The organism is Dysgonomonas massiliensis (genome assembly GCF_900240225.1).
Lineage (GTDB): Bacteria > Bacteroidota > Bacteroidia > Bacteroidales > Dysgonomonadaceae > Dysgonomonas > Dysgonomonas massiliensis.
In genome coordinates, this window is record NZ_OEPV01000009.1 from 189839 (window position 1) to 213152 (window position 23314).

Genomic DNA, 23314 nt, shown 5'->3' on the forward strand with positions numbered 1-23314 from the left:
CTTCTTATTAAATGGATAATCTTATTTAGAAAGTAGATTTTTTAGAATAGCGGGTATTTCAGAAGGCTCTTTAGCAACTTTTACTCCAGCCGCTTCAAGTGCTGTGATTTTTTCGGTAGCAGTTCCCGATCCGCTGGATATAATAGCTCCTGCATGTCCCATTTGCTTCCCCGGAGGAGCTGCTTGTCCGGCAATGAAGCCTACAACTGGCTTTGATATATGCTGTTTGATATATTCTGCTGCAAGTTCTTCTGCATTTCCGCCTATTTCGCCAATCATAACTATGGCTTCAGTTTTGGCATCATTCTGAAACATTTCCAATAATTCCTTAAAATATAATCCTACTACAGGGTCGCCGCCCATGCCGACGGCTGTCGATTGTCCCATACCTTCGCGGGTAAGGTGGTAAACGACTTCGTAAGTTAGTGTCCCGCTTCGACTGATAACTCCAATATTACCTTTCTTGAATATCTGTCCGGGCAGTATACCTACTAAGCTTTCGTCGGGAGTCATTAATCCCGGACAATTAGGGCCAATGAGCATAGCTCCTTTCGAGTGAACGAAATGATATGATTTTATGGCATCCAAAGTTGGAACTCCTTCCGATATACAGATGATCAATTTGATTCCAGCATCGGCTGCTTCCATGATAGCATCAGCTGCAAAACGTGCAGGTACAAATATGATCGAAGTATTGGCCTGAGTCTTTTCTAGGGCTTCTGATACCGTATTAAAGATTGGTATATCAAACAATGTGGTACCTCCTTTGCCCGGAGATGTTCCTCCCACGATGTTAGTTCCGTAATCTTTCATTTTCTGAGTATGGAAACTGCCATCGCGTCCGGTTATTCCTTGTACTATTAATCGCGTAGATTTATTAATAAGAATACTCATAATGTATTAGTTTTGCGTTAAACTTATATGGGAATATCAGTAAAACTTTATTTACTAGATACAGCCATTTTTACAGCTTCACTCATAGTTTCAGCTACTTTGAATCGTGTTCCTTGTAGCATGGCGCGACCTTTGGCTTCATTTGTTCCGGTCAGACGCACAATTACAGGGATGTCGGTTTTTAATTGTTCGAACGCAGTGAGTAGTCCTGCAGCTACATCATCGCAACGGGTAATTCCTCCGAAGATATTGATCAGTACAACTTTTACCTGTGGATCTTTGAGTAGTAAAGTCATGGCATCAATAACCTTGTTTGGATTCGAACTGCCGCCAATATCTAAAAAATTGGCAGGTGTTCCACCATAAAGTTCAATCATGTCCATAGTCGCCATTGCCAATCCGGCACCATTTACCATGCAACCTATTTCTCCGTCGAGGTGTACATAACTGAAGCCTTTTTCTTTGGCTTGAGCTTCTATAAGTTCTTCTTCGGTAGGCTCGAAAAATTGAATGATATCGGACTGGCGATAGAGAGCATTGTCGTCGAAAGTCATCTTCCCGTCTATGGCTATAAGATTATTCTCTTTAGTTAAGACGAGAGGATTGATTTCGGCCAGTGAGGCATCCTTTTCAATGAATAATGTGTAAAGTTGTTGTATTATGGAAGCCATTTGTCCAACGAGTTGGACGTCGTTAAATATAGTAAACGCAAATTTTCTTGCCAGATAATTCGGTATTCCAATGAAAGGATTAATATTGAATTTGTATATCTTCTCGGGTGCGGTTGCAGCTACTTCTTCAATATCTATTCCGCCTTCAGCACTTAGCATCAATAGGACAGACTTGGAATTCCTATCGATAACGAAACTCATATAATATTCTGAGGCGATATTTACGGCTTCGCTGATTATAACCTTTTCAACAACGAAATCTTTGATTTGCATGCCGATAATATCGTTTGCATATTTTCTAATTTCATCCTTTGTTCCGGCAAGTTTCACACCTCCAGCTTTTCCTCTTCCTCCGGTCAAGACCTGAGCTTTTACTACGGAAATAGATGATGGCATTTGCTCATATGCATCCAGAACTTCAGTCGTATTGTAGCATAAAATATGCTTTTCTACAGGAATTCCATAGTCGGAAAACAACTTCTTCGATTGATATTCATGTATCTTCATAGTTGCAATTTTTATATTTAACTTATATAGATACTTATTGATTTTATAAATATAATAGTTTATTTGATAAAAATAATCATATCGTAGAGGTAGATTGCGAAATTATTGAAGTATTGGATTATAGAGTGTTGAGTGCTTTGTTTGGAAATAAATTTCTTTTTCATTTCGAGAACTTGTACCATTTGGACTGAAATATTGGCTTACCTTCGCCATCTACTTGTTCGGTATTCTGTATGCATGTCTGAATTTCGTACTTATTGCAGATTAGTAAAGCTTCTAATGAAAAAGCGCTTGCAAACATGCAAACGCTTTAGATGTTAATGCGGAAAGGAAGAGATTCGAACTCTCGATACACTTTTGGCGTATACACGCTTTCCAGGCGTGCCTCTTCAACCACTCGAGCACCTTTCCAGTTAGTCGTTAAACTAATATGGGTGCAAAGTTAAGAGATAATTCCGAACAGACAAGGCAGTTATTTAAATACTAACTAATAACATATTGATAAAAAGAGAGCCGAAGTAATTACTCCGGCTCTCTTAATGTTATATAATGATTAGAAGTTTGGATTTTGTGCAATGCTTCCGTTTGATCTTGTAACTTCATTCTCTGGAATAGGGAATACTAGGTCACGATCTTCTTGGAAGTTAATACCTTTATCACTTCTTTCTCCTTGGTTAGTTGTTTCGTAAGGGTCTGTAGATGTTACAGTGTTGTAAATTACGAAAGAACCATTTTTACCAAACAGATTGCAGATAACTTTCTTACCATTAGTATCTGTCCAACGACGGATATCGTATAAACGTTGATTTTCGTATGCAAGCTCTAAGCGACGCTCCAGACGGATTGCTTGACGCAACTCATCGCCAGATGCTGTTACTTCAGGAAGATTTACACGTCCACGTACTTGATTCAAAGCTTCACGTGCTTCTGCATCTTTCCCTAATGCATTCTTAACTTCAGCTTGCATCAATAGAATATCTGCATAGCGCATTAATCTGTAGTTCAACGGAATTTTATCAGTGTTATAATCTTTCTCTGGACGCTCTGCTTTTGGAACATAATATTTGCGGATAATACGTGCTGATTTATGTTCGCTAGGTTTGATCTCATAATTTTTAGCGTCAGGGTCACCTGTGACATCATCTCCATGTTTGATGATTGTCCATTTCAAACGTTCAGTATCGCCTGCATTGATGTATGCATTTTCAAGATCGCTTGTAGGTTGTCCCCATGACCATCCTGAGTCGTTACGTGATCCTGTGAATATAGTGAAACTGTTACCTATATAATAGCCTTGTTCATATTTGTATTGAATTTCAAATAAAGATTCAATGCTATTGTTGCTTGCTATAGTCCATACATCTTTGAATTCAGGCAGCAATTCATACTCTTTGCTTGCTACAATAGAGTCTAGGTATGTTTCAGCTTCTTTGTACTTTTCTTGATATAAATAAATTTTAGCTAGATATCCCATGGCAGCCCCTTTAGTTGCACGGCCAAGATCCGATGTTGAATATTCACTTTTTAGCGGAAGTGATGCTATTGCATCTTTCAAATCTTGTTCGATGAATGCATAAGTATCTTCAAGTGAAGCTCTCGTAATTCCAACAAGCTCATTAGGCATTAGCAGACCTGTAACTAGCGGTACTCCTCCGAAGTTTTTGGCTAGATCGAAATAATGAAATGCTCTAGTGAATTTAGCTTCTCCAATTATACGATTGCGTAGAGATTCTTCTAATGGTGCTCCGGGGGTTCTTTCGATAACAACATTTGATCTCAAAATGCCTTTGTAACGGTATTGCCAGAAATTTGAAAGTGGTCCATTCTTTTTTGAGTTCATGTAGTGAGACATGTCATACCAGTCAGCTTGAGATTGATTGGTATTTCCCATCCAAAGGTCATCACTTGACATCTCGAATCCAACATAAGGAGCTTGTATTTGCCACCATCCATCAGAGAATAGAGATTGATAACAGCCCGTAACTTGTTTTAAACACTCCTCTTCTGTTTGGAAATATGTATCAAGATTCTCTTTACCTAAAATAGGTTGATCTAGAAAGTCAGAACAGCTTGTAGTAGAGCTAGCTACGATAGCAGCAGTGAATAGTAATTTATATATTTTTTTCATTGCGTTTTATTTTAGAAATTAACATTAACTCCTAGCAGGAATGTGCGAGGATTAGGATATCCTATGTTGTCAATACCTGATTCAAGAGCGCTACCCATAGATGCTCTCTCAGGATCCATTCCTGAATAGTTTGTAATTGTAAATAAATTTTGAGCAGATACAGAAACACGAACTCCAACTTGTTTGGTAATGTGTTTAGGTAGAGTGTATCCTAGTTGAAGCAACTTACATCGGAAATATGATCCATCTTCAACAAAAAATGAAGAAACTGTTCTGTAGTTTTGATTTACATCGGCTACCGTTAAACGTGGATATTTATTAGATGTACCTTCTCCATTCCATGCTTTGTTGAATGCATCAGCATAAACATTTTGACCATTCTCTCCAGAATAAAATCCTGCTTTAGCTGAATTATAGATATCATTACCTATAGTTCCATAGAAGTTGGCAGTTAAGTCGAAATCTTTGTAGAATGCTCTAAGATTCAAGCCTATCATTAGATCAGGGAATGCTGCTCCGATATATTTTTTATCGTTTTCATCTAATTTGCCATCTCCATTTAAGTCTTTAAAACGGATGTCGCCAGGTTCTGCCGATTCTTGGATGCGTTTCCCGTCTTTAGAGTGTGCATCTAGTTCTGCTTCATTCTGAAAAATACCATCAGCTATGTATCCATAGAATTGGCTAATTTCTTTTCCTGCATCATTTTTAATAATTGAGTTGTTGTAGAAGTTTCCACTCCATGCTATAACTCCGTCATTGAATTTGATTGCTTTATTTTTAACGCTCGAAAGGTTTAATCCAACTTCATATCTGAAATCTTGAATAGCATCTCTCCAGTTGAAAGAAAGTTCCCATCCACGAGCTTGCATGCTTCCTACGTTTGTCCACATCATTGCATCCCAGCTAGGATAACCAGAAACGTTAAGGTTTGGACTATTTACTAGCATATCGTGAGATTTTTTGCTGAACACATCAGCTGTTACTTCTAGGCGATTATTCAAGAAAGACATATCTATACCTAGGTTATAGTCTTCTACTACTTCCCATTTTAGATTCTTGTTTCCAATTCTACTAGGTGCTGTTCCAGTTACGCGATCTCCTCCTAATGTGTAATAAATATTGTCAATAAGATTCAAATACGCGCCTTTTTCGATGTTTTGGTTACCTACACGTCCCCATCCTAAGCGAAGCTTTAAATTGTCGAATGCATTTTGATCGCTCATAAAAGGTTCGTTTGTGATATTCCATGCTCCTGAAACGGATGGGAAATATGCATATTTATTTCCTGCTGGGAAGCGGGAAGAACCATCCGCACGCATAGTTGCTGTTAAGTAATAGCGTGAATCGAAATTATACATTACACGTCCAATGTATGATATAAGAGTATAGAACTCATCTGTTCCTTCCGCTGCAATTCTGGTAGAGCCTGCATTTGGATATTGTAGATCTGGGTGATTGCTAGCAATGTCTGTCGTCTCCGATCTGTTCCAGTAAATTGCATCTTTCTCCATAGTATAACCTCCCATCAGGTTAATGTTATGCTTTTCGTCGAAAGTCTTCATGTAGTTTACTGTATTGGTCCAAGCCCAGTTTACTCTAGTAGTTGATTTCCTTTCAGCGGATGCTTTATCATTCTTTTCGAGATCATGAATGAAAAATATTGGGGTAAATTTATTGTAAATTTCGTTTGAAACATTTACTCCGAATTGAGTGCGGAAAATCAAGCCTTTCAGAGGTTCAATATTTACATATGGATTCATTCCTAATGCATATTTGTTTGTGTATGCATTTTGGCGTGCTGCAGTTGCTACTGGGTTGTGCTCAAGGTTGTGATATGAACGTTCATAATTGTTGTAAGAATTTGTAGTAGACCATTCATCCTTAGAACGATATACGGGAGTTGTAGGATCCATTTTCATTGCTGCACCGAACAAGTTGGGTGTGTCTTCCCAATTTTCGTAGGCGGGGTTGAAATCCATTCCAAATTTTACGACAGGGCTGAACTTGTATTCAGTATTAAATCTACCTGTCAAGCGCTGCCAATATCCAGCATCGAATTGTGATTCTTGGCGGAAATAACCAACGCTACCGCTATATACGATTTGCTCCGAGCCCCCTTGGAAGCCAAAGTTGTAGTTGTGTTGAAGGGCATAGTCATTGACAGTTTTATCCCACCAATCTGTACCATCAGAGTTTTTCAACCCATTACCAGTTTTTGTTCCCCACGCATTTTCCCAACTTGAACCATCATTTTCAAATCTTGTTTTGAATACTTTTTCATAAACTTCTGCTCCTGCAATATTTGGTTTTTTCATTGTTTGAAAGCCTACAGACGAGCTGAACTGAAATGTTGGCTTCCCAACTTTCCCTTTTTTAGTTGAGATTAAAACAACGCCATTCGATCCACGAGTACCATAGATTGCAGCAGCAGATGCATCTTTCAATATCTCCATGCTTTCGATGTCGTGTTGGTTGATGTAGTTGATGTTGCTGCCTTCGGGTAGTGGAACACCATCTACTACGTATAGAGGGTCAGATCCATTTTGAGTAGTAACACCGCGGATGATAATACGAGGTACATCGCCAGGGCCTCCGGCAGAAGTAATCTGTACACCATTTGCCTTACCTTGTAGTGCATTAAGTGCGTTACCAGCTGACATGTCTTGTAGTTTTTCTCCTTTCACAGTCGTGATAGAGCTAGTAAGGTCACTTTTCTTAACTACTCCATAGCCGATTACTACTACGTCGTCAAGAGTTGTAGCTTTTTCTTTAAGTATAACATTTAGCTCTGTTTGTCCTTTTAGAGCAATTTCTTGTTGATCGAAACCAATCATAGATACTACGATTGTACTGTTCGACGGAACATTATTTAAAACGAAGTTCCCGTCTAGATCTGTAGAGGTTCCATTGGTAGTTCCTTTTACAGAAACTGAGACACCAATAAGAGGCTCTTTTAAATCATCAATAACCTGACCTGTCAGGGTTATTGAGTTTTGCGCCGACACAGTTGTTGTCAGCATCAAGAATAGTAGAAATAGATATTTTCTCATTTTCTCATTTGTTATATAAAACTTAATTTTAAGGATCATTTATTCTCTCATGTGTTTATTGTTGTTAACGCGAAGTGATGACATACTTGCGTTCTTGCTTAAGTGCTTCTGTATATTTTATACTTGTTTTATCTTAATTCTGGTATCAATTTGAATTTAGAATATGATAAGTGCATCATATTGGTTTATTACTTGTAATTGTGACTTTCTTGAATTCTCCTTGTTAGAACTATTCTTGGTATGTTTTGGTTTAGATTTATTTGCTTTTCTTTTGATATTATTGTGATTTTCTCTGACGCAAAATTAAGAGAATACATGTCTAGCCCTGATCATAAAATGTTCAAATGCGGGTGTTAAATCGGTCATGTGTGCTTTCTGTGTGCTTATGAAGGGTTTTTGGTGTTTGTTTAAGACTGCATCTTGGTTTTTTTATAGCTGAAAATTGCTGCCAGCTTTTATATACTGATAAAGTTTGATACGGATGATAAGTGTAATTAGCTTTTATGATGTAGATCAATTTTTATCTTTGGATTTGCTATTCCTTATTTTTGATCGGGATACTTAATTGTGTATTTGTGGAGGTAAGAAGATGATTGTTTTCGGGTATTAATAGGAGTATATAAGCAGTAATAAAAAAGTAAGCCTGACAATCTAACGATTATCAGGCTTTGGCGGTATGGACGGGACTCGAACCCGCGACCCCCTGCGTGACAGGCAGGTATTCTAACCAACTGAACTACCACACCAAACTTTTTGTTTGACTCCTATGAAAATTGGCGGTATGGACGGGACTCGAACCCGCGACCCCCTGCGTGACAGGCAGGTATTCTAACCAACTGAACTACCACACCGTTTTTCTGGAGTACGCACTTCCTCTGAAATGCGTTGCAAAAATAGAAACTTTATTCTGAAATACAAACAAATTGGCTGTGTTTTTTGCGTGCTTACTTATTTTTCTTGTAGCAAGCTTAAAATCAGTCATCTGAGAATACTCGTTTTTAGCGACTTAGCCGATCAATCTGCTTATCTTGCATTTTCGAGAAGAAAATCAACATGCAGATAGCGCCTATCATAGCGCAAAGCATATCCGACTGAGTATCCCATATGTATCCTTGCATACCGAGAAAATCTTCGGCTGAGCGTTCTACTAATAGTGCTCCCCACCATTCGATAAGCTCATAAAAGGCACTAATGGCAAGCGAAATGCATACAACAACGAAATTCAGCCAGCCTCGGCCATTGATCACTTTGAGTCTGACCAGTATCTCGCGAGAGATGAATGCGGGAACAAAGCCTTGGCAGAAATGGCCTACTTTGTCGTAGTTATTTCTTTGCCAATCGAAGATTTCGCTAATCCAATCGAACAATGGAACACGCGCATATGAATAATGAGCACCTACAAGTAAAACAATACATTCGACCAATATGAAGAAATAAGTAATGTCAGTGAATTTGAATCGCTTGAATGTTGCAACGAGTACAAGAACACCGACTAGACAGAGTCCAGCTTCGAGTAGCCATAGGGTTGGTTCGTATGAGTCGATCCCTGACCAAATGGCAACTACGGCAAATATCAATAATGCTAACCAGTACTTTGTGTTCTTCATTGGACGAGTGGGTTTGCTATTTATATGTATTGTATGAAATTACCTCTTCGCTAGTTTTGCGTTTCTTCGAACGAAGTGGTTGAGCTGGGTATCCGATAACTATATCCAAAACGATTCGTCTATTGTCAGGAACATTCAGTAGCTTCTTGATTTTCTTCTCTGCAAACCAACCCATGATGCAGCTGCCGAGTCCTTCAGCTTCGGCTGCCAGGCAAATATGTGTAGCTGCAATGCCAATATCCAGAAATGCGAAGTGTTTATCTTTGATTAAGCCACCGATGCCAGATGATAAGTTGACTTTTTCCTCTACTACTATGATATGAACCGGTGCTTGTTTCGTAAAATGATTCATGCCAAGTAGTTTGGCTGAAGCAGCATCGGCTACCTGATTTTTCAATTCGGGTTCGTCTATAACGATAAAATGCCAAGGCTGCGCATTGCAAGCTGATGGAGCCATGCGCGCAGCCTCGAGAATACGATTGATGATTTCTCGGTCGACATTGCGCTCGGTATCGAAAGCGCGAGTACTTTGTCGACGATTTACCAGTTCGTAAAAGTCTTTAGCGTTCATTATAATTGAGTTATACGGCTAATATATTTGCCGATTATATCGAATTCTATATTTACAACCGATCCTTTTTCTATTTGATGGAAGTTTGTAAAATCATGAGTGTAAGGAATGATAGCTACACGGAACGAGTTGTTTGTAGGTGTCACAACTGTCAGGCTCACACCATTTACTGTTACCGATCCTTTATCTACTGTCAGGTATCCTTTTTTCGCCATTTCACGGTCAAACTCGTATTCGAATGTATAGTACCAGCTTCCGTCAGCTTCCTGAACGTCTGTGCAAATGGCAGTCTGGTCGACATGGCCTTGTACAATATGTCCGTCAAGGCGACCATTCATAATCATACTTCTTTCAAGATTAACCTTGCTGCCAATCTCTAATAGCCCAAGATTTGAACGCTCTAGTGTTTCCTTTATAGCCGTTACGGTATATGTGTCATCTTTGATATCTACCACTGTCAGGCAAACACCATTATGAGCAACGCTCTGATCTATTTTTAGTTCGTTGGTGAACGAGCATTTCATTGTTATGTGCAGATTTTCTGCTTCTTTACGCAATGCAACTACCGGAGCTGCTTCTTCTACTATTCCTGAAAACATAATACGTCTATTTTTTAGTGGTTTATTTCGAAATACAAATTTACATAAAATATGCCATGATTTTAAATGAAAAAGTCTAGTCGTTGATTATCAATTCGTATTTTGTTAAAAAGTAACACTTGTATACACATTTACATCATTTTCCAAAAGTGGCACATTTCTGTAACTGTTTATTGTTTATTGACTACTATATAATCTCTTATAAAGATAAAGTATTAGGAAAAGAGTGGTCTTTATTCTCTATTTTGCTGTAAAACAATTATCTTTGTGGCTCGAAATTTTTGAAGGCTTGATTGTATGACAAAAAGAATATTCCTTTTATTATCTATTATTGCGTTATCGATAACAACTGCTTTTGCGCAATTTTCAGAGAAACAATGCTATTACGGAATCACTTTCGAGATTAGTAAAAATCAGAATTGGGGGTTTGGCGAATTGGTGATAACCGACGTTGAAGCAAACTCGCCCGCCGAACAGGCAGGAATTAAAATAGGTGATATCATCATGGAGATTAACGGGAAAGCCACATATCTCCGCGATAACCAGACTATTGCCAGCTGGCTGTTTGATGGATTACGTCCCGAGGTTACTTTTACGATTCGTAATATGGGAGCTTATTTTAAAGAATATCCCTTAATGCGTAGATGCATTGCTGTGAATTCGTTGAGCGAACAACAGTTATCTTCGCTGTTTTCGTTGTATAGCCTTGAGAATACTCATAACCGAACATTTACACTTCCAATAAGTGTTACTCCTACTAAGGATGTTAATTTCACTGATTACCACACATTCGATTTTTATCAGGGAGATAATACCAATCTGCCGCCAATAGATGGTTATATTGCAAATCTTCTAGCTTCCGAGCTTGAGGCTAAAGGTTTAAAACGCGATACGAAAGACCCCGATATGCTGATTCAAACATATTACTATTATTATCCGAATGCACGCTTTACCGGATTGGAATCGCTTGAAGGAACCGAATCTCGTTTGAAGAGATTTGATGTCGAGAAACAGAAAATGGTTTCATTGCCTATTTTCGATCATGCAAGAAAAGATATTGAAGCTAAAAGCCAGTTCGTTGTAGAATATGGTTTCAGCTTTTACGATCGTAAATACATCGACTCGACGCGTATAACTCAAATTTGGGATTGTTCGATCAAAGATTATCTGGGAGATAAGATGGAACTGGACGAATATGTTCGTATACATACACCTTTGATGTTGATGCAATTCCCTTATACTACAACAAAAAAAGAAAGTGCATATCAAGTACGCTTCAACAAATATAATTATACAGGGATGTATTTCGATGCAGATAACCTGACCACAGTTTCGGATGTAATTCCTAATTCGCCGGCCTATCGTGCAGGAATCCGTGCTGGACATGTAATTCGCCGAATCAATGGTATAGAATTTGCACATACAAAAGAAACATTAACAAAAGGTTACCAGCTATTTGTAGCAGATACAAAAAAATACAGAGACGAGTCGACTCGTTTTACAAACTCGGAAGGATATGAAGATTGTATGTTCTGGAATAAACCATACTATTCGGAAATAGCGAAAGCTTTTTCTAAAAAAGTTTATCAGGCACACTTCTCGTATCTATACAACTTCGAGCCTTATATTAATTCACGTAATGGTGGTACGTTAACCATCGAGACATGGGATGGTATGCAGAACCGACTTTTCAGTGTCACTCCTGAGGTTAAGCAGTCGGTTATATTAAGAACAATAGATAAACAATAAAATTAGATAGAAGAAAGGAGTGCTAAACTCCTTTTTTGTGAGGTAAAATTATGATTACAGTTTCAAATTTAGGTATTCAGTTTGGTAAAAGAGTGTTGTTTCAAGAAGTAAACTTGAAATTCTTGAATGGTAATTGCTATGGAATTATCGGAGCAAATGGTGCAGGAAAATCAACTTTCTTGAAAATTCTTAGTGGCGAGAAAGATGCTACACAAGGCGGTTTCTCACAAGGACATGGAGAGCGCTTATCAGTCTTGTCGCAAGACCACTTTGCTTTTGATGCTCAAACCGTAATGGATACTGTATTGCAAGGGCACTCTGTTCTTTGGGCGATCAAAGAAGAAAAAGATGCTCTTTATGCAAAAGAAGATTTCAGCGACGAAGACGGAATCCGTGCTTCGGAATTGGAAGAAAAGTTTGCTGAACTTGAAGGTTGGAATGCCGAAAGTGATGCTGCAAACTTATTGAGCGGACTAGGTATATCGGAAGATTATCATTATCAAATGATGGGCGATATGAGTGGTAAGCAAAAGGTAAGAATCCTGCTTGCTCGTGCATTGTTTGGTAATCCAGACAACTTGCTTCTGGATGAGCCTACCAACGACTTGGATATCGATACAGTTATGTGGCTTGAGAACTACTTGGCTAACAACTGCGAAAATACAACGGTATTGGTTGTTTCCCACGACCGTCACTTCCTTGACTCGGTATGTACACACACTGTAGATATCGACTTCGGTAAAGTATCGATGTTTGCAGGTAACTACAGTTTCTGGTACGAATCGAGCCAATTGGCACTTCGTCAACAACAAAATCAGAATAAGAAAGCTGAGGAGAAGAAGAAAGAACTTGAAGAGTTTATTCGTCGATTCAGTGCTAACGTTGCTAAGTCGAAACAAACGACTAGTCGTAAGAAGATGTTGGAGAAACTTAATATCGAAGAAATTAAACCATCTTCACGTCGCTATCCGGGAATTATTTTCTCGCCTGATCGCGAGCCGGGGAACAAGATACTTGAGGTTAACGACCTTGCTGCATCAATCGAAGGTACAACCTTATTCAAGAATGTAAGCTTCAATGTAGAAAAAGACGATAAGATTGTATTCTTGTCGAAAGATCCTCGTGCAATGACAGCTTTCTTCGAGATAATCAATGATCTTGAAAAAGCAGATGCCGGAACATTCAGTTGGGGACAAACAATAACAACTGCTTATCTGCCACTTGATAATAGTGATTTCTTCAAAGATGATATCAATCTTATCGATTGGTTGTCTCAGTTCTCGGACGATACGAGCGAAATTTATATTAAAGGTTTCCTTGGTCGTATGTTGTTCTCTGGAGAAGAAGTTCTTAAAAGCTCGAAAGTGCTTTCAGGGGGTGAAAAGATGCGCTGTATGATTGCTCGTATGATGTTGAAAAGTGCAAACTGCTACGTACTTGATTCACCGACAAACCACTTGGACTTGGAATCTATTCAGGCATTCAATAATACATTGACTCAATTCAAAGGAAATGTTTTGATGTCTTCGCATGACCACGAATTTATCAATACGGTTTGTAATCGTGTAATCGAATTGACTCCAAACGGAACGATAGATAAAATCATGAGCTACGATGATTATATAACTTCGGATGATATCAAAGCACTTCGCGAGAAGATGTATAAATAATCTACTGATTAGTTAGAATAAGTAAAGGGTGACACGTGGTGTTGCCCTTTATTCTTATAAATATTATGCAGTTCCATTCGTTCCGAAGTCGAATAAAATCTCTTTTGTGAGGTTAACTTTTACTTTCCAGTAATAGGTGCCTCCATCAAGGATATGATAGTATTCTGTTTTCCAGCTTTCATCTTCCTGCTCGTTGTAAAATGTTCTATTGATAAATCTGGCAAATCGGCTCTCGTTAGGCCAAAAACAGTTGATGAAGACAATCTTATCACCATTCGAATTTATATATCCGAAATATTGCCTTATATACTTAGAAAGTTTTTCGTGAATTATTGGATGATCGGGGTAATAAGCATTTTTGCTTATTTCTTTAATGCCTTTTCTTAATATTTTTTCAGCTGAATTTATGTCGGACAAAGTCAAAGTTGTTTGTTCCTTTATGTCTGTTATCCAGTTATAACGAAAAGGCATATCATTGTAATCCACGGGGAATATTACACCAATGTAACCTCTTCCTTTTACAATGATGTTTGTATGCACAGCATCTTCAGATATATATGATATTTCAGAGGTTTTTTGAGTAGAACATGCTATACACAAAAGAATCAATATTAAATAACTAAATAATTGTTTTTGTGTTTTCATAAGTATTTAAGTCTTTATTGTGAGGTCTAGGTATTTGGATAAATGTAAGATAAATATCCTATTTTAATCCTCAATTTTTTGTTTCGAAGATTTCGATATATTTATTCAGATTTTTAACATCTTCTTCTGAGATAATCCCTTCTTGTTGGAAGGGTACAATTGTATCTATTACATAATCGTATTCCTGTTGATTATTTATTTTTTTTCGCTTAAGAATTTTTTCCATCTTATTTACTCTAATAAATGGTAATCCCGCTTCTTTAATTTCTTTCCAAAATAAATTTACATAATTACCATGTCCTTCTTGAAATGGTGTAAAAATATCTTCATTTAAATATTTTAAACTAGCGATATTTTTATATTGTGGCTCAGGATTAATAATTCTATTTTTTGTTTCTAAATAGAAATCTTTCAAATGTTGAATGTCTGCATTACTCCATGATTCAGGAGCATAGTTCTCAAATATAAAAATTGCTATATCAACTGCTTTAGCCAAATATTGAGCCTCTTCAGCGTAATTTTGTTTTTTCATAATGAGTGATTATTTATAAAGCAAGAAAATGCAAAACTGCTTTGCCATATCGGGGATTGCTTTTTTCCACTCTTTGATAGTCTTGGTTTTTATCGATTCATCTTCGCAAGTAATATTCATCGCAATACAAAGCTTTGTTGTAGGTGAACAAGCTGAAACTAATTCTTCGACTAGTTTATTGTTCCGATATGGAGTTTCAATGAAAATCTGTGTCTGATTTTCGTGAGCGATACGTTGCTCCATTTGTTTGATTTTTCGAGAACGCTCCGAAGCATCAATCGGTAAGTATCCGTTGAATGCGAAGTTCTGCCCGTTGAATCCAGATGCCATCAACGAAAGCAGAATAGATGACGGACCAATCAGAGGAACTACTGTATAACCTTTGCGTTGAGCTATCGCTACAATATCTTTGCCCGGATCGGCAATTGCAGGACAACCCGATTCTGAAATAATACCTACGCTTTCGCCTTTCTCTATCGGAGTCAGATATTTCTCTATCTGATTCATATCGGTATGTTTATTCAACTCGTAAAAAGTCAAGTCGTCAATATTGATCGAAGATTCAACTTTCTTCAAGAAGCGTCTTGCAGAGCGCACGTTCTCGACGATAAAATGTTTTATTTCTAATATTACCTCCTTGTTATATGATGGTAATACTCGTTCGATACTTGTTTCTCCTAATGTAACGGGAATTAAAAATACAGACGCTTGCATATAGCTTCTTATTTAGATGAATAATTTGTACAAAAATAGGTATTTTTGCGCTAAAATATGCAGATATGAATCTACCTTCTGACTTTATCGATCGTATGCGTCCTATTATCGGGGACGAGTGGAGTAACTTCGAACAAGCTTTGTTGTCCGATTCGCCCGTGAGTATCAGGCTGAATTGTGTTAAAGCGAAAGGCTTTGATATCCCTTTGACGGACCGTGTTCCTTGGTGCGATAATGCATATTATTTGGCAGAACGTCCGCAATTCACTTTCGATCCGTTGTTTCATGCCGGATGCTATTATGTGCAAGAGGCATCTTCGATGTTTGTTGCTCGTGCTTTGTCTCAATATCTGGAGGAAGGCGTGCGCGTACTTGATCTTTGTGCTGCACCTGGAGGTAAGTCTACTACAGTAGCCGATCTTTTGGATGATGACAGTTTACTTGTTACAAACGAAGTAATTCGTTCTCGTGCGAATATCTTGGCCGAGAATATGGCTAAGTGGGGGCGATCGAATGTAGTCGTAACGAATAACGATCCTGCTGATTTCGGCAAATTGAATCATTTCTTTGATGCGATATTGGTAGATGCACCATGTTCGGGCGAAGGAATGTTTCGTAAAGATGCAGGTGCTATTAATGAATGGTCGGTAGATAATGTGAAGATTTGTACGCAGCGTCAACAGCGAATCGTTGCCGATGTATGGAATAGTCTGAAGCCCGGAGGGTTGTTGATATACAGCACCTGTACATACAATCTAGAGGAAGACGAAGAAAATGTGCAATGGATTCAAGAGACGCTTGGTGCAGAAGTCTTATCGGTCGATATTTCTGCCGATTGGCAGATTCAAGGGGCTTTGAAATATGATAATCCAGTATATCGTTTTATGCCGCATCGTACTCGTGGGGAAGGCTTCTTTTTAGCCGTGTTGCGTAAAGATGAAGATGATATTCGTCCACTGAAACCCAAAAAAGATAAGAAGCAGAACAGAAAGCTAGATCTGTCTAAAAACTACAAATCCTATATTCAAAATTCGGAAGCTTATAATTTCGTAGCCAAAGGAGATAGCTGGTCGGCTTATCCGAAGCACTTGTCGGAAGATATGAATTTGCTGACTGTAGAGTTGAATGTCTTGTCGGCAGGCATCTTTGTAGGAGAGACTAAAGGAAAGGATTTTATCCCGTCCCAAGCATTGGCTCTATCTAACGAGTTGAATCAATCGGCATTCGAAACTCTAGATATTGACTGGCCTACAGCAATAGCTTATCTTCGCCGTGAACCTTTGCAGTTGCCGCCCGAGATAAGCAAAGGTTATGTACTCCTTATATATAAAGGTGTAGCTTTGGGATTCGTAAAGAATATTGGTAATCGTGCCAATAACCTTTATCCGCAAGAGTGGCGAATAAGATCGGCTAATATTCCAGAATCTGAGGTCAGAGTTTTATAATTCCGATTTTAGGTGGCATTGCCAATAATAGTAACGTCTCTTTTCGCCGTCGTCCATCACGAAATCATAATGTTCCTTTCGGGGGACATCTAGTGAAAATTTGATTTCGTTCTTAAAATACGGAGTATTATAAACGAAGGTGTGATATTCCCCATTTTCACCGCAGACATCAATTCCTTGGGGAAGTGATGCGATAAAGGAACGATCAAGGTCTCGTCCAGTAAAAGTCTCGTCCAGTTTTTCGGCCTGAGTAACTATTATCTTAGTCTTTATACCCGAATCAAGGAAATCTTCTATTATTTCCTCAGATGTTTTATCCCAAAGAGGTTCTACAACTTCTATGCCGTGTGGATTTAGCTGTTTTTCTCTGTATGAACGAACATCATGCAGATAGATATCTCCGAAGATAAAGTGATTCACGCCGAAAGTTTTGAAGTGTTCGGTTGATTGTATCATCGCATCATTATATCCACTGATGTCTTTTTCGGGTAACATTACTCGATAGAGTGGCAATCCAATGCTATCGGCTTGCGCTTGAAGTAGATCGTCAGGAATGGCATGCATTGATGATGTTCCCGAGTTTTTATTGATAGTCGTCAGTAAAGATACAACTTCGTATTCATCGTTTTGTAGTACTTTATATAAAGCAAGAGCGGAGTCTTTGCCTCCGCTCCAGTTGAATACAGCTTTTTTTCTAGCCATTGTATTATTTTAGTTTAGCCAATGTTTCTTTGATTCGGCGGAATGCTTCGATGATATTTTCATCCGAAGTAGCATACGAGAAACGAATCGTTTCAGGGCTTCCGAAAGCAGCACCTCCAACACTTGCCACGTGCCCTTCTTCCAGTAAGAACATTGCCAAGTCTCCCGAGTTGTTTATTGTACGTCCATTATATGATTTTCCGTAGTAAGAAGTACACTCAGGGAAAAGGTAGAATGCTCCGCCCGGGTTGTTTACTTTGAATCCAGGTATTTCTGATGCTAATTTTACTGTCAAGTCGCGACGACGCTCGAATGCCTGACGCATTTCTTCAAGACATTCTTGCGGACCAGTATATGCAGCTTCTGCCGCTTTCTGAGCGATAGATGAAGGTGCAGATGTATACTGACCTTGCAATTTGTTACAAGCGTCTGTTATCCATTGTGGAGCAGCCATCCATCCTAGACGGTAACCGGTCATAGCATATGCCTTAGATACTCCGTTGATGATAATCACGCGGTCGCGTACATTTTCAAACTGGGCAATACTTTCGTGTTTACCAACATAGTTGATGTGTTCGTATATTTCGTCCGAGATGATAAATATATTTGGATATTTAGCTAAAACATCAGCTAAGCCTTTCAGCTCTTCTTTAGTATATATGCTTCCACTTGGATTAGAAGGTGAACAAAGCATGATTGCTTTTGTCTTTGGAGTAATAGTTGCTTCAAGTTGAGCCGGTGTAATTTTGAAATCTTGTCCGATTCCTGCATCAACCGCCACGGGTATACCTTCGGCTAGTTTTACCATTTCTACATAACTAACCCACGATGGAGTAGGGATGATCACTTCGTCTCCGGCATTGACTGTACATAATACTGCATTACATACCGATTGCTTTGCTCCATTGGAACAAGTGATTTGTGATGGCTTAAAATCGAGACCGTTTTCATTTTTCAACTTTTCGCAGATGGCCTTGCGTAATGAAAGGTATCCGGCAACGGGTGTATAGAATGAGAAGTTGTCATCAATAGCCTTTTTTGCTGCTTCTTTCACGTGTGTTGGTGTAAAGAAATCGGGTTCGCCGACACTTAGATTGATAACATCAACTCCCTGAGCTTTTAGCTCGTTACTTTTCTGCGACATAGCCAGCGTTTCCGATTCGGCAAGATTGGCTATACGGTCAGAGATTTTTAGCATAGCGTTAAATTTTTATAAGTTATAAGATTTAATAAGATCGCTTCTGTACTAAACAAAGATAGCAAAACAATGCGGAAGCCGCTTCGTTTTGCTATCGTAAATTTATCAGGTTTTCAGATATTATCTTCTGTCGCCAAAAATGCGAAGTAAGAATAAGAACATATTCAAGAAATCAAGATATAGGCTAAGAGCTCCCATCAGAGCAATCTTTTGTGTTGTGTCGTTGATTTCATATCCGTGTGCTTGTAACTGACGTTTGATTTTTTGAGCATCATATGCAGTTAAGCCTACAAATATTAATACTCCAGCATAAGATACGATCCAGTATAATGTGTCATTCGCCCAAAAGATGTTTACTACTGAAGCAATGATCAAACCAACCAATGCCATCATTAGGATGCCTCCCAGTTTAGATAGATCTACTTTTGTGAAAGTCCCTATCAGTGCCATTGTGCCGAAGGTTCCGGCTGTAATTCCGAATACCATTGCAATCGATGCTCCGGTATAAGCTAAAAATATAACCGATAATGTTAGCCCTACAAGTATAGAATATACTATAAATAGCGAGGTTGCAGTAGCAAATGATATTTTGTTTATTCTGGCAGATAAATACCACACTAGTGCGAGTGGCGCAAATAATACAACGTAAAAGAATATTTTGTTGCTAAATACAATGTTCAATAGTGCAGGTGTTACAGCTACTGTATACGCTGTTGCAGCTGTTATGACCATTGCCAGTGTCATCCACAAATATACATTTCTGAATAGCGTGCGATATGCTGTTGTTCCTACAGCTGCATCAATAGGCGTTTGTACCGATTGTTGTGTGTAACCTTCTCTTCTTTCTAATTCCATATTTTAAGAGTTTAAATGTTTATGTATTGTGTAAATTGTGTCCCATACGATCTTTCTTCGTTTTCATATAGAACGAGTTGTATTTGTTTGGAGTAACTTCGATCGGAACGTTTTCTACAACTTCCAATCCGAAAGATTCCAAACCTATACGTTTGATAGGGTTATTTGTCATCAGACGCATCTTGTTGATGTTCAATTCTCGTAGGATTGAAGCTCCTACGCCATAATCACGCTCATCGGCGCGATAACCTAAATGAAGATTTGCTTCTACCGTATCGTATCCGTTCTCTTGGAGTTTGTAAGCTTCCATCTTTGCCATCAGACCAATTCCTCGGCCTTCTTGGTTCAAGTAGATGATAGCTCCTTTACCTTCTTGTTGTACCATTTCCATTGCTTTGTGAAGCTGTTCGCCACATTCGCAACGCATCGAACCAAATATGTCGCCTGTTGCACAAGACGAGTGTACACGAACAAGGATTGGTTCATCTTTTTTCCATTCTCCTTTAATAAGAGCAATGTGTTCCAGACCGTTCGATTTTTGGCGGAAAGGGATGAGGTGGAATTCGCCATATGCTGTAGGCATTTTTACCTCAGTGCCTTTTTCGATCAATGATTCTCTTTCGAGTCGATATTTAACAAGGTCGGCTATTGATATGATTTTGAGATCGTGTTCTTTTGCGAAAACCATCAATTCGGGCAAACGGGCCATTTCGCCATCTTCTTTTTTTATCTCTATAAGTGATGCTGCAGGATATAATCCAGCCAAACGAGCTAGATCTACAGACGCTTCGGTGTGTCCTATGCGGCTTAATACTCCTTTTTCGCGAGCTCGTAGTGGAAATACGTGTCCAGGACGGCCAAAGTCTTCAGGTTTGGTGTCTTTATTTGCAAAAGCTACAATTGTGGCAGCTCTGTCATGAGCAGATATTCCGGTCGTGCAACCATTAGTCAGCAAATCGACAGAAACAGTGAAAGGTGTTGCGTGCGTAGATGTGTTATTCGTAACCATCATTGGCAGATCCAACTCTTCGCAACGTTCGGGAGTTATTGGTACGCAGATTAATCCACGGGCGTATTTTTCCATGAAGTTTACCTTTTCGGCTGTCATCATTTCAGCTGCAATAACCAGGTCTCCTTCGTTTTCACGGTCTTCGTCATCTACAACTATAACAAAGTTGCCTTTCTTGATTTCGTCAATAGCTTCTTCTATTGAATTTAGCTTAATATCCATTTCTTTATAGGTTTATTCCGATACTATAATAGGCTCGGTTCTGTTGATGTCTTTCTCCATTTGCTTCTTTATGAAAAAGTACATTATTGGGAACAAAAAGAATGCCAAGACTACAACAATGGTGTGATATGATTTTTTTTTCTTTGGGTGCGATGCGTTGTAAAAATTTGTATAATATGTCAGTGTTCGTAGGAACATTACAAAATACGCAATTCCTGCAATATAAACTAATGTGTCGGCTTTTGTTTTTTGTCCGATAATGATGCAAATTAATGCTACAATATACGCAATTCCAGTCCATAGGGCACTAGAGTTAAACAAACCAGCCTTCGATTCTTTGACAGATCTGTCTTGCTGTTCAATCATCTGATCCAGACTCGCTCCTTTATCTTTCAATATAGCTAAGGCTAGTAATCTGGCTTTTTGCTCTTGTTCATCAGTAGCTTTAGTCAGTACGGCTTCTTTTAGCTTATCTATATCCATTTTATTCATTCTTTCTATCAGATCAGGATCTGCTCCAAGTTGAGCAACTGTTGGTATCTGCTGAAGGATATGATTCTTTTCTTCTATAGAAACCTTCAATGCCGGTTTGATGCGCAATATCTTATAGAAGTATTTGTTGTATGCTTCTACATTGAATAATGCTGAATCGTTCATAGCTTTGTAGGTAAGGAATACTCCCAAAGGAAATAGAACCATAGAACTGAACCACATTCCTATTGGGATCAGCCATATTCCATCGCGAGCCATTTTTATGCCCATTGTATCCAGTATATAATATATAATGAATAGAATTACAGAAATAATAACGGGCATTCCCAGTCCTCCTTTTCGGATGATTGCACCGAGGGGAGCACCGATAAAGAAGAATATCAAGCAAGCGAATGACAGAGTGAACTTCTGATGTGCTAGAAGTTTATAGTGCCGGACTTGTTGCTGATATGTATTTTTAGTATATGACTGGATAAGAAATGCGCTGGCATTATTCTCTTCTCCACTCGAGGCTCTTTCGAAAACAGAAAGAGTGGTTGTTCGAGGTAATGAGTTAAGCAGTGAATCAAAATCTAGTTTTGCAATCTCTTTTTGAGTCTTATTCACTTGTGCTGAGGCTGTATCCTGAGTTGTAAAGTGTCTCAGATATGAATGCTTCATCGTTTTTCGATCGACAACATTCATACTATCTAGTAAGTTCTGTACCGAATCTCTCGAAAAATGAAGTTTGCTCAGATTCATGGCGATACCAGATCCCTCCATAGATGATTCGTCTAGGCGATTGAAGTTGGTGTCGAACTTGATAATTATATTTTTTTGCTTGAAATTTTCGCGGCTATATGGAACAAATTGATTGCTTCTAGATTTGTAGGTGTTGCTGTTGTCTATATCAGCTTCGCGAAAGCTAGAGAAGCGTTGTCCGCTGTATAAGTTGAGAAGAAGAAAGTCTTTTGTTTCGGCAACACTCATCTTAGCCGAATCGCAGACGAAAACCATCATATCATTGAATCCCTCTGCTGTGTTATATATCATTACATCATAAAGCATTCGGGTTTCTTTGTTCTTTTTCTTTACGTATATACTATAGTTCTCAATCCCATTATAGAATGACCCTTCTGGTATGTCCAGTTCAGGAGACTTCTGTTTGATGGATGTTAATAGCGTTTTCTGTTTGACTGCAATGCGGGGCATAGCTTCGTTTTGGAAAAAGAAAGCTCCTATAGAGATAATGGATACCAATATGATAAGTGGACTCATGGCTTTCAGTAGCGACACTCCGGATGCTTTGATGGCTAACAATTCCAAGCGTTCGCCCATATTGCCGAAAGTCATTAATGATCCTAACAAGATGGCTAGAGGTAATGCCATGGGGATGAGGTAGAGCGCAGAATAGAAGAACAGTTCTCCTAAGACTACGGTATCAAGCCCTTTTCCTACCATGTCTTCGACATACTTCCAGAGGAATTGCATCAATACTATAAATAAGCATATTCCGAAAGTCATGGAGAATATCGGTACAAATGCTTCGAGTATAAATCTATAAAGTCGTTTTATATGGAACATTTACGTTTTAAATTCTATAGAAACGCTACAAAAATACGAAAAAGAACTATCCCTAGATATATATGTCATGTGAATTATTGAATTTTATGGATTAGATGTGTTTTATCGGCTCTTTGTTTTTGTTTGATTTCTTAGATGAAATGGGCATGTTCTGCTTTGAGGTTGGTTTTCTCTAAAAAAGTTTGATTTTTTTTGATGTTGTAATGTGTTGTTTTTTAGTTGCTTGTTTTGTTTTGGATTAATATTCTTCAAAAAAAGTGCAATGAAAGTTTGGAGGGGAATAAAAAGTTCGTATCTTTGCATCCGCTAAACGGGAAAGCCCTGACAGCAACGCCAGAGCGCTGGCCGGTTTAGCAAATGAAAGCGTTCATTGACATGATGATAACATAAAGTATAAGTAGAGCAATCGAGTTGCTTGACTTTCGGGTTAAGTGACGAAAAGAATAAAAAAAGTAGATAAGGGCACATGGTGGATGCCTTGGCTCTCA

19 protein-coding genes and 3 tRNA genes are annotated in these 23314 nt (G+C 38.5%); 3 read left to right on the forward strand and 19 right to left on the reverse strand.

The window, feature by feature from the left end:
* Positions 1-21: 21 nt before the first annotated feature.
* The 11 genes from sucD to C1A06_RS10980 form a co-directional block, all read right to left on the reverse strand.
* On the reverse strand, positions 22-894 hold the full coding sequence (sucD, locus tag C1A06_RS10935) for a succinate--CoA ligase subunit alpha (RefSeq protein WP_101690294.1): 873 nt from the start codon (positions 892-894) through the stop codon (positions 22-24).
* Between the two features lie 47 nt (positions 895-941).
* Entirely contained in the window at positions 942-2072 is a 1131-nt protein-coding gene (gene sucC / locus C1A06_RS10940) for an ADP-forming succinate--CoA ligase subunit beta (RefSeq protein ID WP_101690295.1), read from the reverse strand.
* A 160-nt stretch (positions 2073-2232) separates the two neighbouring features.
* Complete coding sequence (locus tag C1A06_RS15080) at positions 2233-2373, reverse strand: hypothetical protein (protein WP_159461408.1); 141 nt, start codon at positions 2371-2373, stop codon at positions 2233-2235.
* 22 nt (positions 2374-2395) lie between these two features.
* Positions 2396-2483: transfer RNA gene (locus C1A06_RS10945), tRNA-Ser, on the reverse strand.
* Positions 2484-2625: 142 nt separating this feature from the next.
* Positions 2626-4200 carry a RagB/SusD family nutrient uptake outer membrane protein gene (locus tag C1A06_RS10950; protein ID WP_101690296.1) on the reverse strand — a complete coding sequence of 525 codons (1575 nt, stop codon included), beginning with the start codon at positions 4198-4200 and terminating at the stop codon, positions 2626-2628.
* An 11-nt stretch (positions 4201-4211) separates the two neighbouring features.
* A complete protein-coding gene (locus C1A06_RS10955) occupies positions 4212-7253 on the reverse strand; it encodes a SusC/RagA family TonB-linked outer membrane protein (RefSeq protein WP_101690321.1) in 3042 nt (1013 codons plus the stop codon).
* 669 nt (positions 7254-7922) lie between these two features.
* Positions 7923-7999: transfer RNA gene (locus C1A06_RS10960), tRNA-Asp, on the reverse strand.
* A gap of 28 nt (positions 8000-8027) precedes the next feature.
* Positions 8028-8104: transfer RNA gene (locus tag C1A06_RS10965), tRNA-Asp, on the reverse strand.
* Between the two features lie 147 nt (positions 8105-8251).
* On the reverse strand, positions 8252-8860 hold the full coding sequence (locus C1A06_RS10970) for a DUF2238 domain-containing protein (RefSeq protein ID WP_101690297.1): 609 nt from the start codon (positions 8858-8860) through the stop codon (positions 8252-8254).
* A 16-nt stretch (positions 8861-8876) separates the two neighbouring features.
* Positions 8877-9431, reverse strand: a complete 555-nt coding sequence (locus tag C1A06_RS10975) for a nitroreductase family protein (protein WP_101690298.1) — start codon at positions 9429-9431, stop codon at positions 8877-8879.
* A complete protein-coding gene (locus C1A06_RS10980; RefSeq protein ID WP_101690299.1) occupies positions 9431-10030 on the reverse strand; it encodes a riboflavin synthase in 600 nt (199 codons plus the stop codon). Before C1A06_RS10980 ends, C1A06_RS10975 begins: the two co-directional genes overlap by 1 nt.
* Positions 10031-10327: 297 nt before the next feature.
* On the opposite strand from C1A06_RS10980, the gene C1A06_RS10985 reads away from it, so the two are divergent.
* The gene (locus C1A06_RS10985; protein WP_101690300.1) at positions 10328-11779 is read left to right on the forward strand and encodes a PDZ domain-containing protein; all 1452 of its coding nucleotides are present in this window, start codon (positions 10328-10330) and stop codon (positions 11777-11779) included.
* Positions 11780-11829: 50 nt separating this feature from the next.
* Positions 11830-13449 carry an ABC-F family ATP-binding cassette domain-containing protein gene (locus tag C1A06_RS10990; RefSeq protein ID WP_101690301.1) on the forward strand — a complete coding sequence of 540 codons (1620 nt, stop codon included), beginning with the start codon at positions 11830-11832 and terminating at the stop codon, positions 13447-13449.
* A gap of 63 nt (positions 13450-13512) precedes the next feature.
* Here the strand turns inward: C1A06_RS10990 and C1A06_RS10995 are convergent, their stop codons facing one another.
* The 3 genes from C1A06_RS10995 to C1A06_RS11005 form a co-directional block, all read right to left on the reverse strand.
* A complete protein-coding gene (locus tag C1A06_RS10995; RefSeq protein ID WP_101690302.1) occupies positions 13513-14094 on the reverse strand; it encodes a hypothetical protein in 582 nt (193 codons plus the stop codon).
* 70 nt (positions 14095-14164) lie between these two features.
* Positions 14165-14626 (reverse strand): hypothetical protein, encoded by a 462-nt coding sequence (locus C1A06_RS11000; RefSeq protein ID WP_101690303.1) that lies wholly within the window; start codon positions 14624-14626, stop codon positions 14165-14167.
* 9 nt (positions 14627-14635) lie between these two features.
* Positions 14636-15340, reverse strand: coding sequence for an SAM-dependent methyltransferase (locus tag C1A06_RS11005; RefSeq protein WP_101690304.1), 705 nt, complete (start codon positions 15338-15340; stop codon positions 14636-14638).
* Positions 15341-15405: 65 nt separating this feature from the next.
* Here C1A06_RS11005 and C1A06_RS11010 point away from each other — a divergent pair, with 65 nt between their 5' ends.
* Positions 15406-16785, forward strand: a complete 1380-nt coding sequence (locus C1A06_RS11010) for a methyltransferase RsmF C-terminal domain-like protein (protein ID WP_101690305.1) — start codon at positions 15406-15408, stop codon at positions 16783-16785.
* On the opposite strand, the gene C1A06_RS11015 is transcribed toward C1A06_RS11010, so the two are convergent.
* The 5 genes from C1A06_RS11015 to C1A06_RS11035 form a co-directional block, all read right to left on the reverse strand.
* Positions 16780-17487, reverse strand: a complete 708-nt coding sequence (locus tag C1A06_RS11015; RefSeq protein WP_101690306.1) for a Dph6-related ATP pyrophosphatase — start codon at positions 17485-17487, stop codon at positions 16780-16782. The genes C1A06_RS11010 and C1A06_RS11015 overlap by 6 nt on opposite strands.
* A 4-nt stretch (positions 17488-17491) precedes the next feature.
* Entirely contained in the window at positions 17492-18685 is a 1194-nt protein-coding gene (locus C1A06_RS11020) for a pyridoxal phosphate-dependent aminotransferase (RefSeq protein ID WP_101690307.1), read from the reverse strand.
* A 120-nt stretch (positions 18686-18805) separates the two neighbouring features.
* Complete coding sequence (locus C1A06_RS11025) at positions 18806-19540, reverse strand: Bax inhibitor-1/YccA family protein (RefSeq protein ID WP_101690308.1); 735 nt, start codon at positions 19538-19540, stop codon at positions 18806-18808.
* Between the two features lie 19 nt (positions 19541-19559).
* Positions 19560-20771, reverse strand: a complete 1212-nt coding sequence (locus C1A06_RS11030) for a bifunctional 3,4-dihydroxy-2-butanone-4-phosphate synthase/GTP cyclohydrolase II (RefSeq protein WP_101690309.1) — start codon at positions 20769-20771, stop codon at positions 19560-19562.
* Positions 20772-20783: 12 nt separating this feature from the next.
* Positions 20784-22826, reverse strand: a complete 2043-nt coding sequence (locus C1A06_RS11035) for an LptF/LptG family permease (RefSeq protein ID WP_101690310.1) — start codon at positions 22824-22826, stop codon at positions 20784-20786.
* Positions 22827-23314: the final 488 nt, after the last annotated feature.

Excerpts from the sequence above, each read along its gene's own strand:
- C1A06_RS11010 (WP_101690305.1), top strand. The coding sequence starts at position 15,406 with ATGAATCTACCTTCTGACTTTATCGATCGTATGCGTCCTATTATCGGG.
- C1A06_RS11025 (WP_101690308.1), bottom strand. The coding sequence starts at position 19,540 with ATGGAATTAGAAAGAAGAGAAGGTTACACACAACAATCGGTACAAACG.
- C1A06_RS11005 (WP_101690304.1), bottom strand. The coding sequence starts at position 15,340 with ATGCAAGCGTCTGTATTTTTAATTCCCGTTACATTAGGAGAAACAAGT.
- C1A06_RS10950 (WP_101690296.1), bottom strand. The coding sequence starts at position 4,200 with ATGAAAAAAATATATAAATTACTATTCACTGCTGCTATCGTAGCTAGC.
- C1A06_RS10975 (WP_101690298.1), bottom strand. The coding sequence starts at position 9,431 with ATGAACGCTAAAGACTTTTACGAACTGGTAAATCGTCGACAAAGTACT.
- C1A06_RS11030 (WP_101690309.1), bottom strand. The coding sequence starts at position 20,771 with ATGGATATTAAGCTAAATTCAATAGAAGAAGCTATTGACGAAATCAAG.
- sucC (WP_101690295.1), bottom strand. The coding sequence starts at position 2,072 with ATGAAGATACATGAATATCAATCGAAGAAGTTGTTTTCCGACTATGGA.
- C1A06_RS10980 (WP_101690299.1), bottom strand. The coding sequence starts at position 10,030 with ATGTTTTCAGGAATAGTAGAAGAAGCAGCTCCGGTAGTTGCATTGCGT.
- C1A06_RS10995 (WP_101690302.1), bottom strand. The coding sequence starts at position 14,094 with ATGAAAACACAAAAACAATTATTTAGTTATTTAATATTGATTCTTTTG.
- C1A06_RS11035 (WP_101690310.1), bottom strand. The coding sequence starts at position 22,826 with ATGTTCCATATAAAACGACTTTATAGATTTATACTCGAAGCATTTGTA.
- C1A06_RS11020 (WP_101690307.1), bottom strand. The coding sequence starts at position 18,685 with ATGCTAAAAATCTCTGACCGTATAGCCAATCTTGCCGAATCGGAAACG.
- C1A06_RS10985 (WP_101690300.1), top strand. The coding sequence starts at position 10,328 with ATGACAAAAAGAATATTCCTTTTATTATCTATTATTGCGTTATCGATA.
- C1A06_RS10970 (WP_101690297.1), bottom strand. The coding sequence starts at position 8,860 with ATGAAGAACACAAAGTACTGGTTAGCATTATTGATATTTGCCGTAGTT.
- sucD (WP_101690294.1), bottom strand. The coding sequence starts at position 894 with ATGAGTATTCTTATTAATAAATCTACGCGATTAATAGTACAAGGAATA.
- C1A06_RS15080 (WP_159461408.1), bottom strand. The coding sequence starts at position 2,373 with ATGTTTGCAAGCGCTTTTTCATTAGAAGCTTTACTAATCTGCAATAAG.
- C1A06_RS11015 (WP_101690306.1), bottom strand. The coding sequence starts at position 17,487 with ATGGCTAGAAAAAAAGCTGTATTCAACTGGAGCGGAGGCAAAGACTCC.
- C1A06_RS10955 (WP_101690321.1), bottom strand. The coding sequence starts at position 7,253 with ATGAGAAAATATCTATTTCTACTATTCTTGATGCTGACAACAACTGTG.
- C1A06_RS11000 (WP_101690303.1), bottom strand. The coding sequence starts at position 14,626 with ATGAAAAAACAAAATTACGCTGAAGAGGCTCAATATTTGGCTAAAGCA.
- C1A06_RS10990 (WP_101690301.1), top strand. The coding sequence starts at position 11,830 with ATGATTACAGTTTCAAATTTAGGTATTCAGTTTGGTAAAAGAGTGTTG.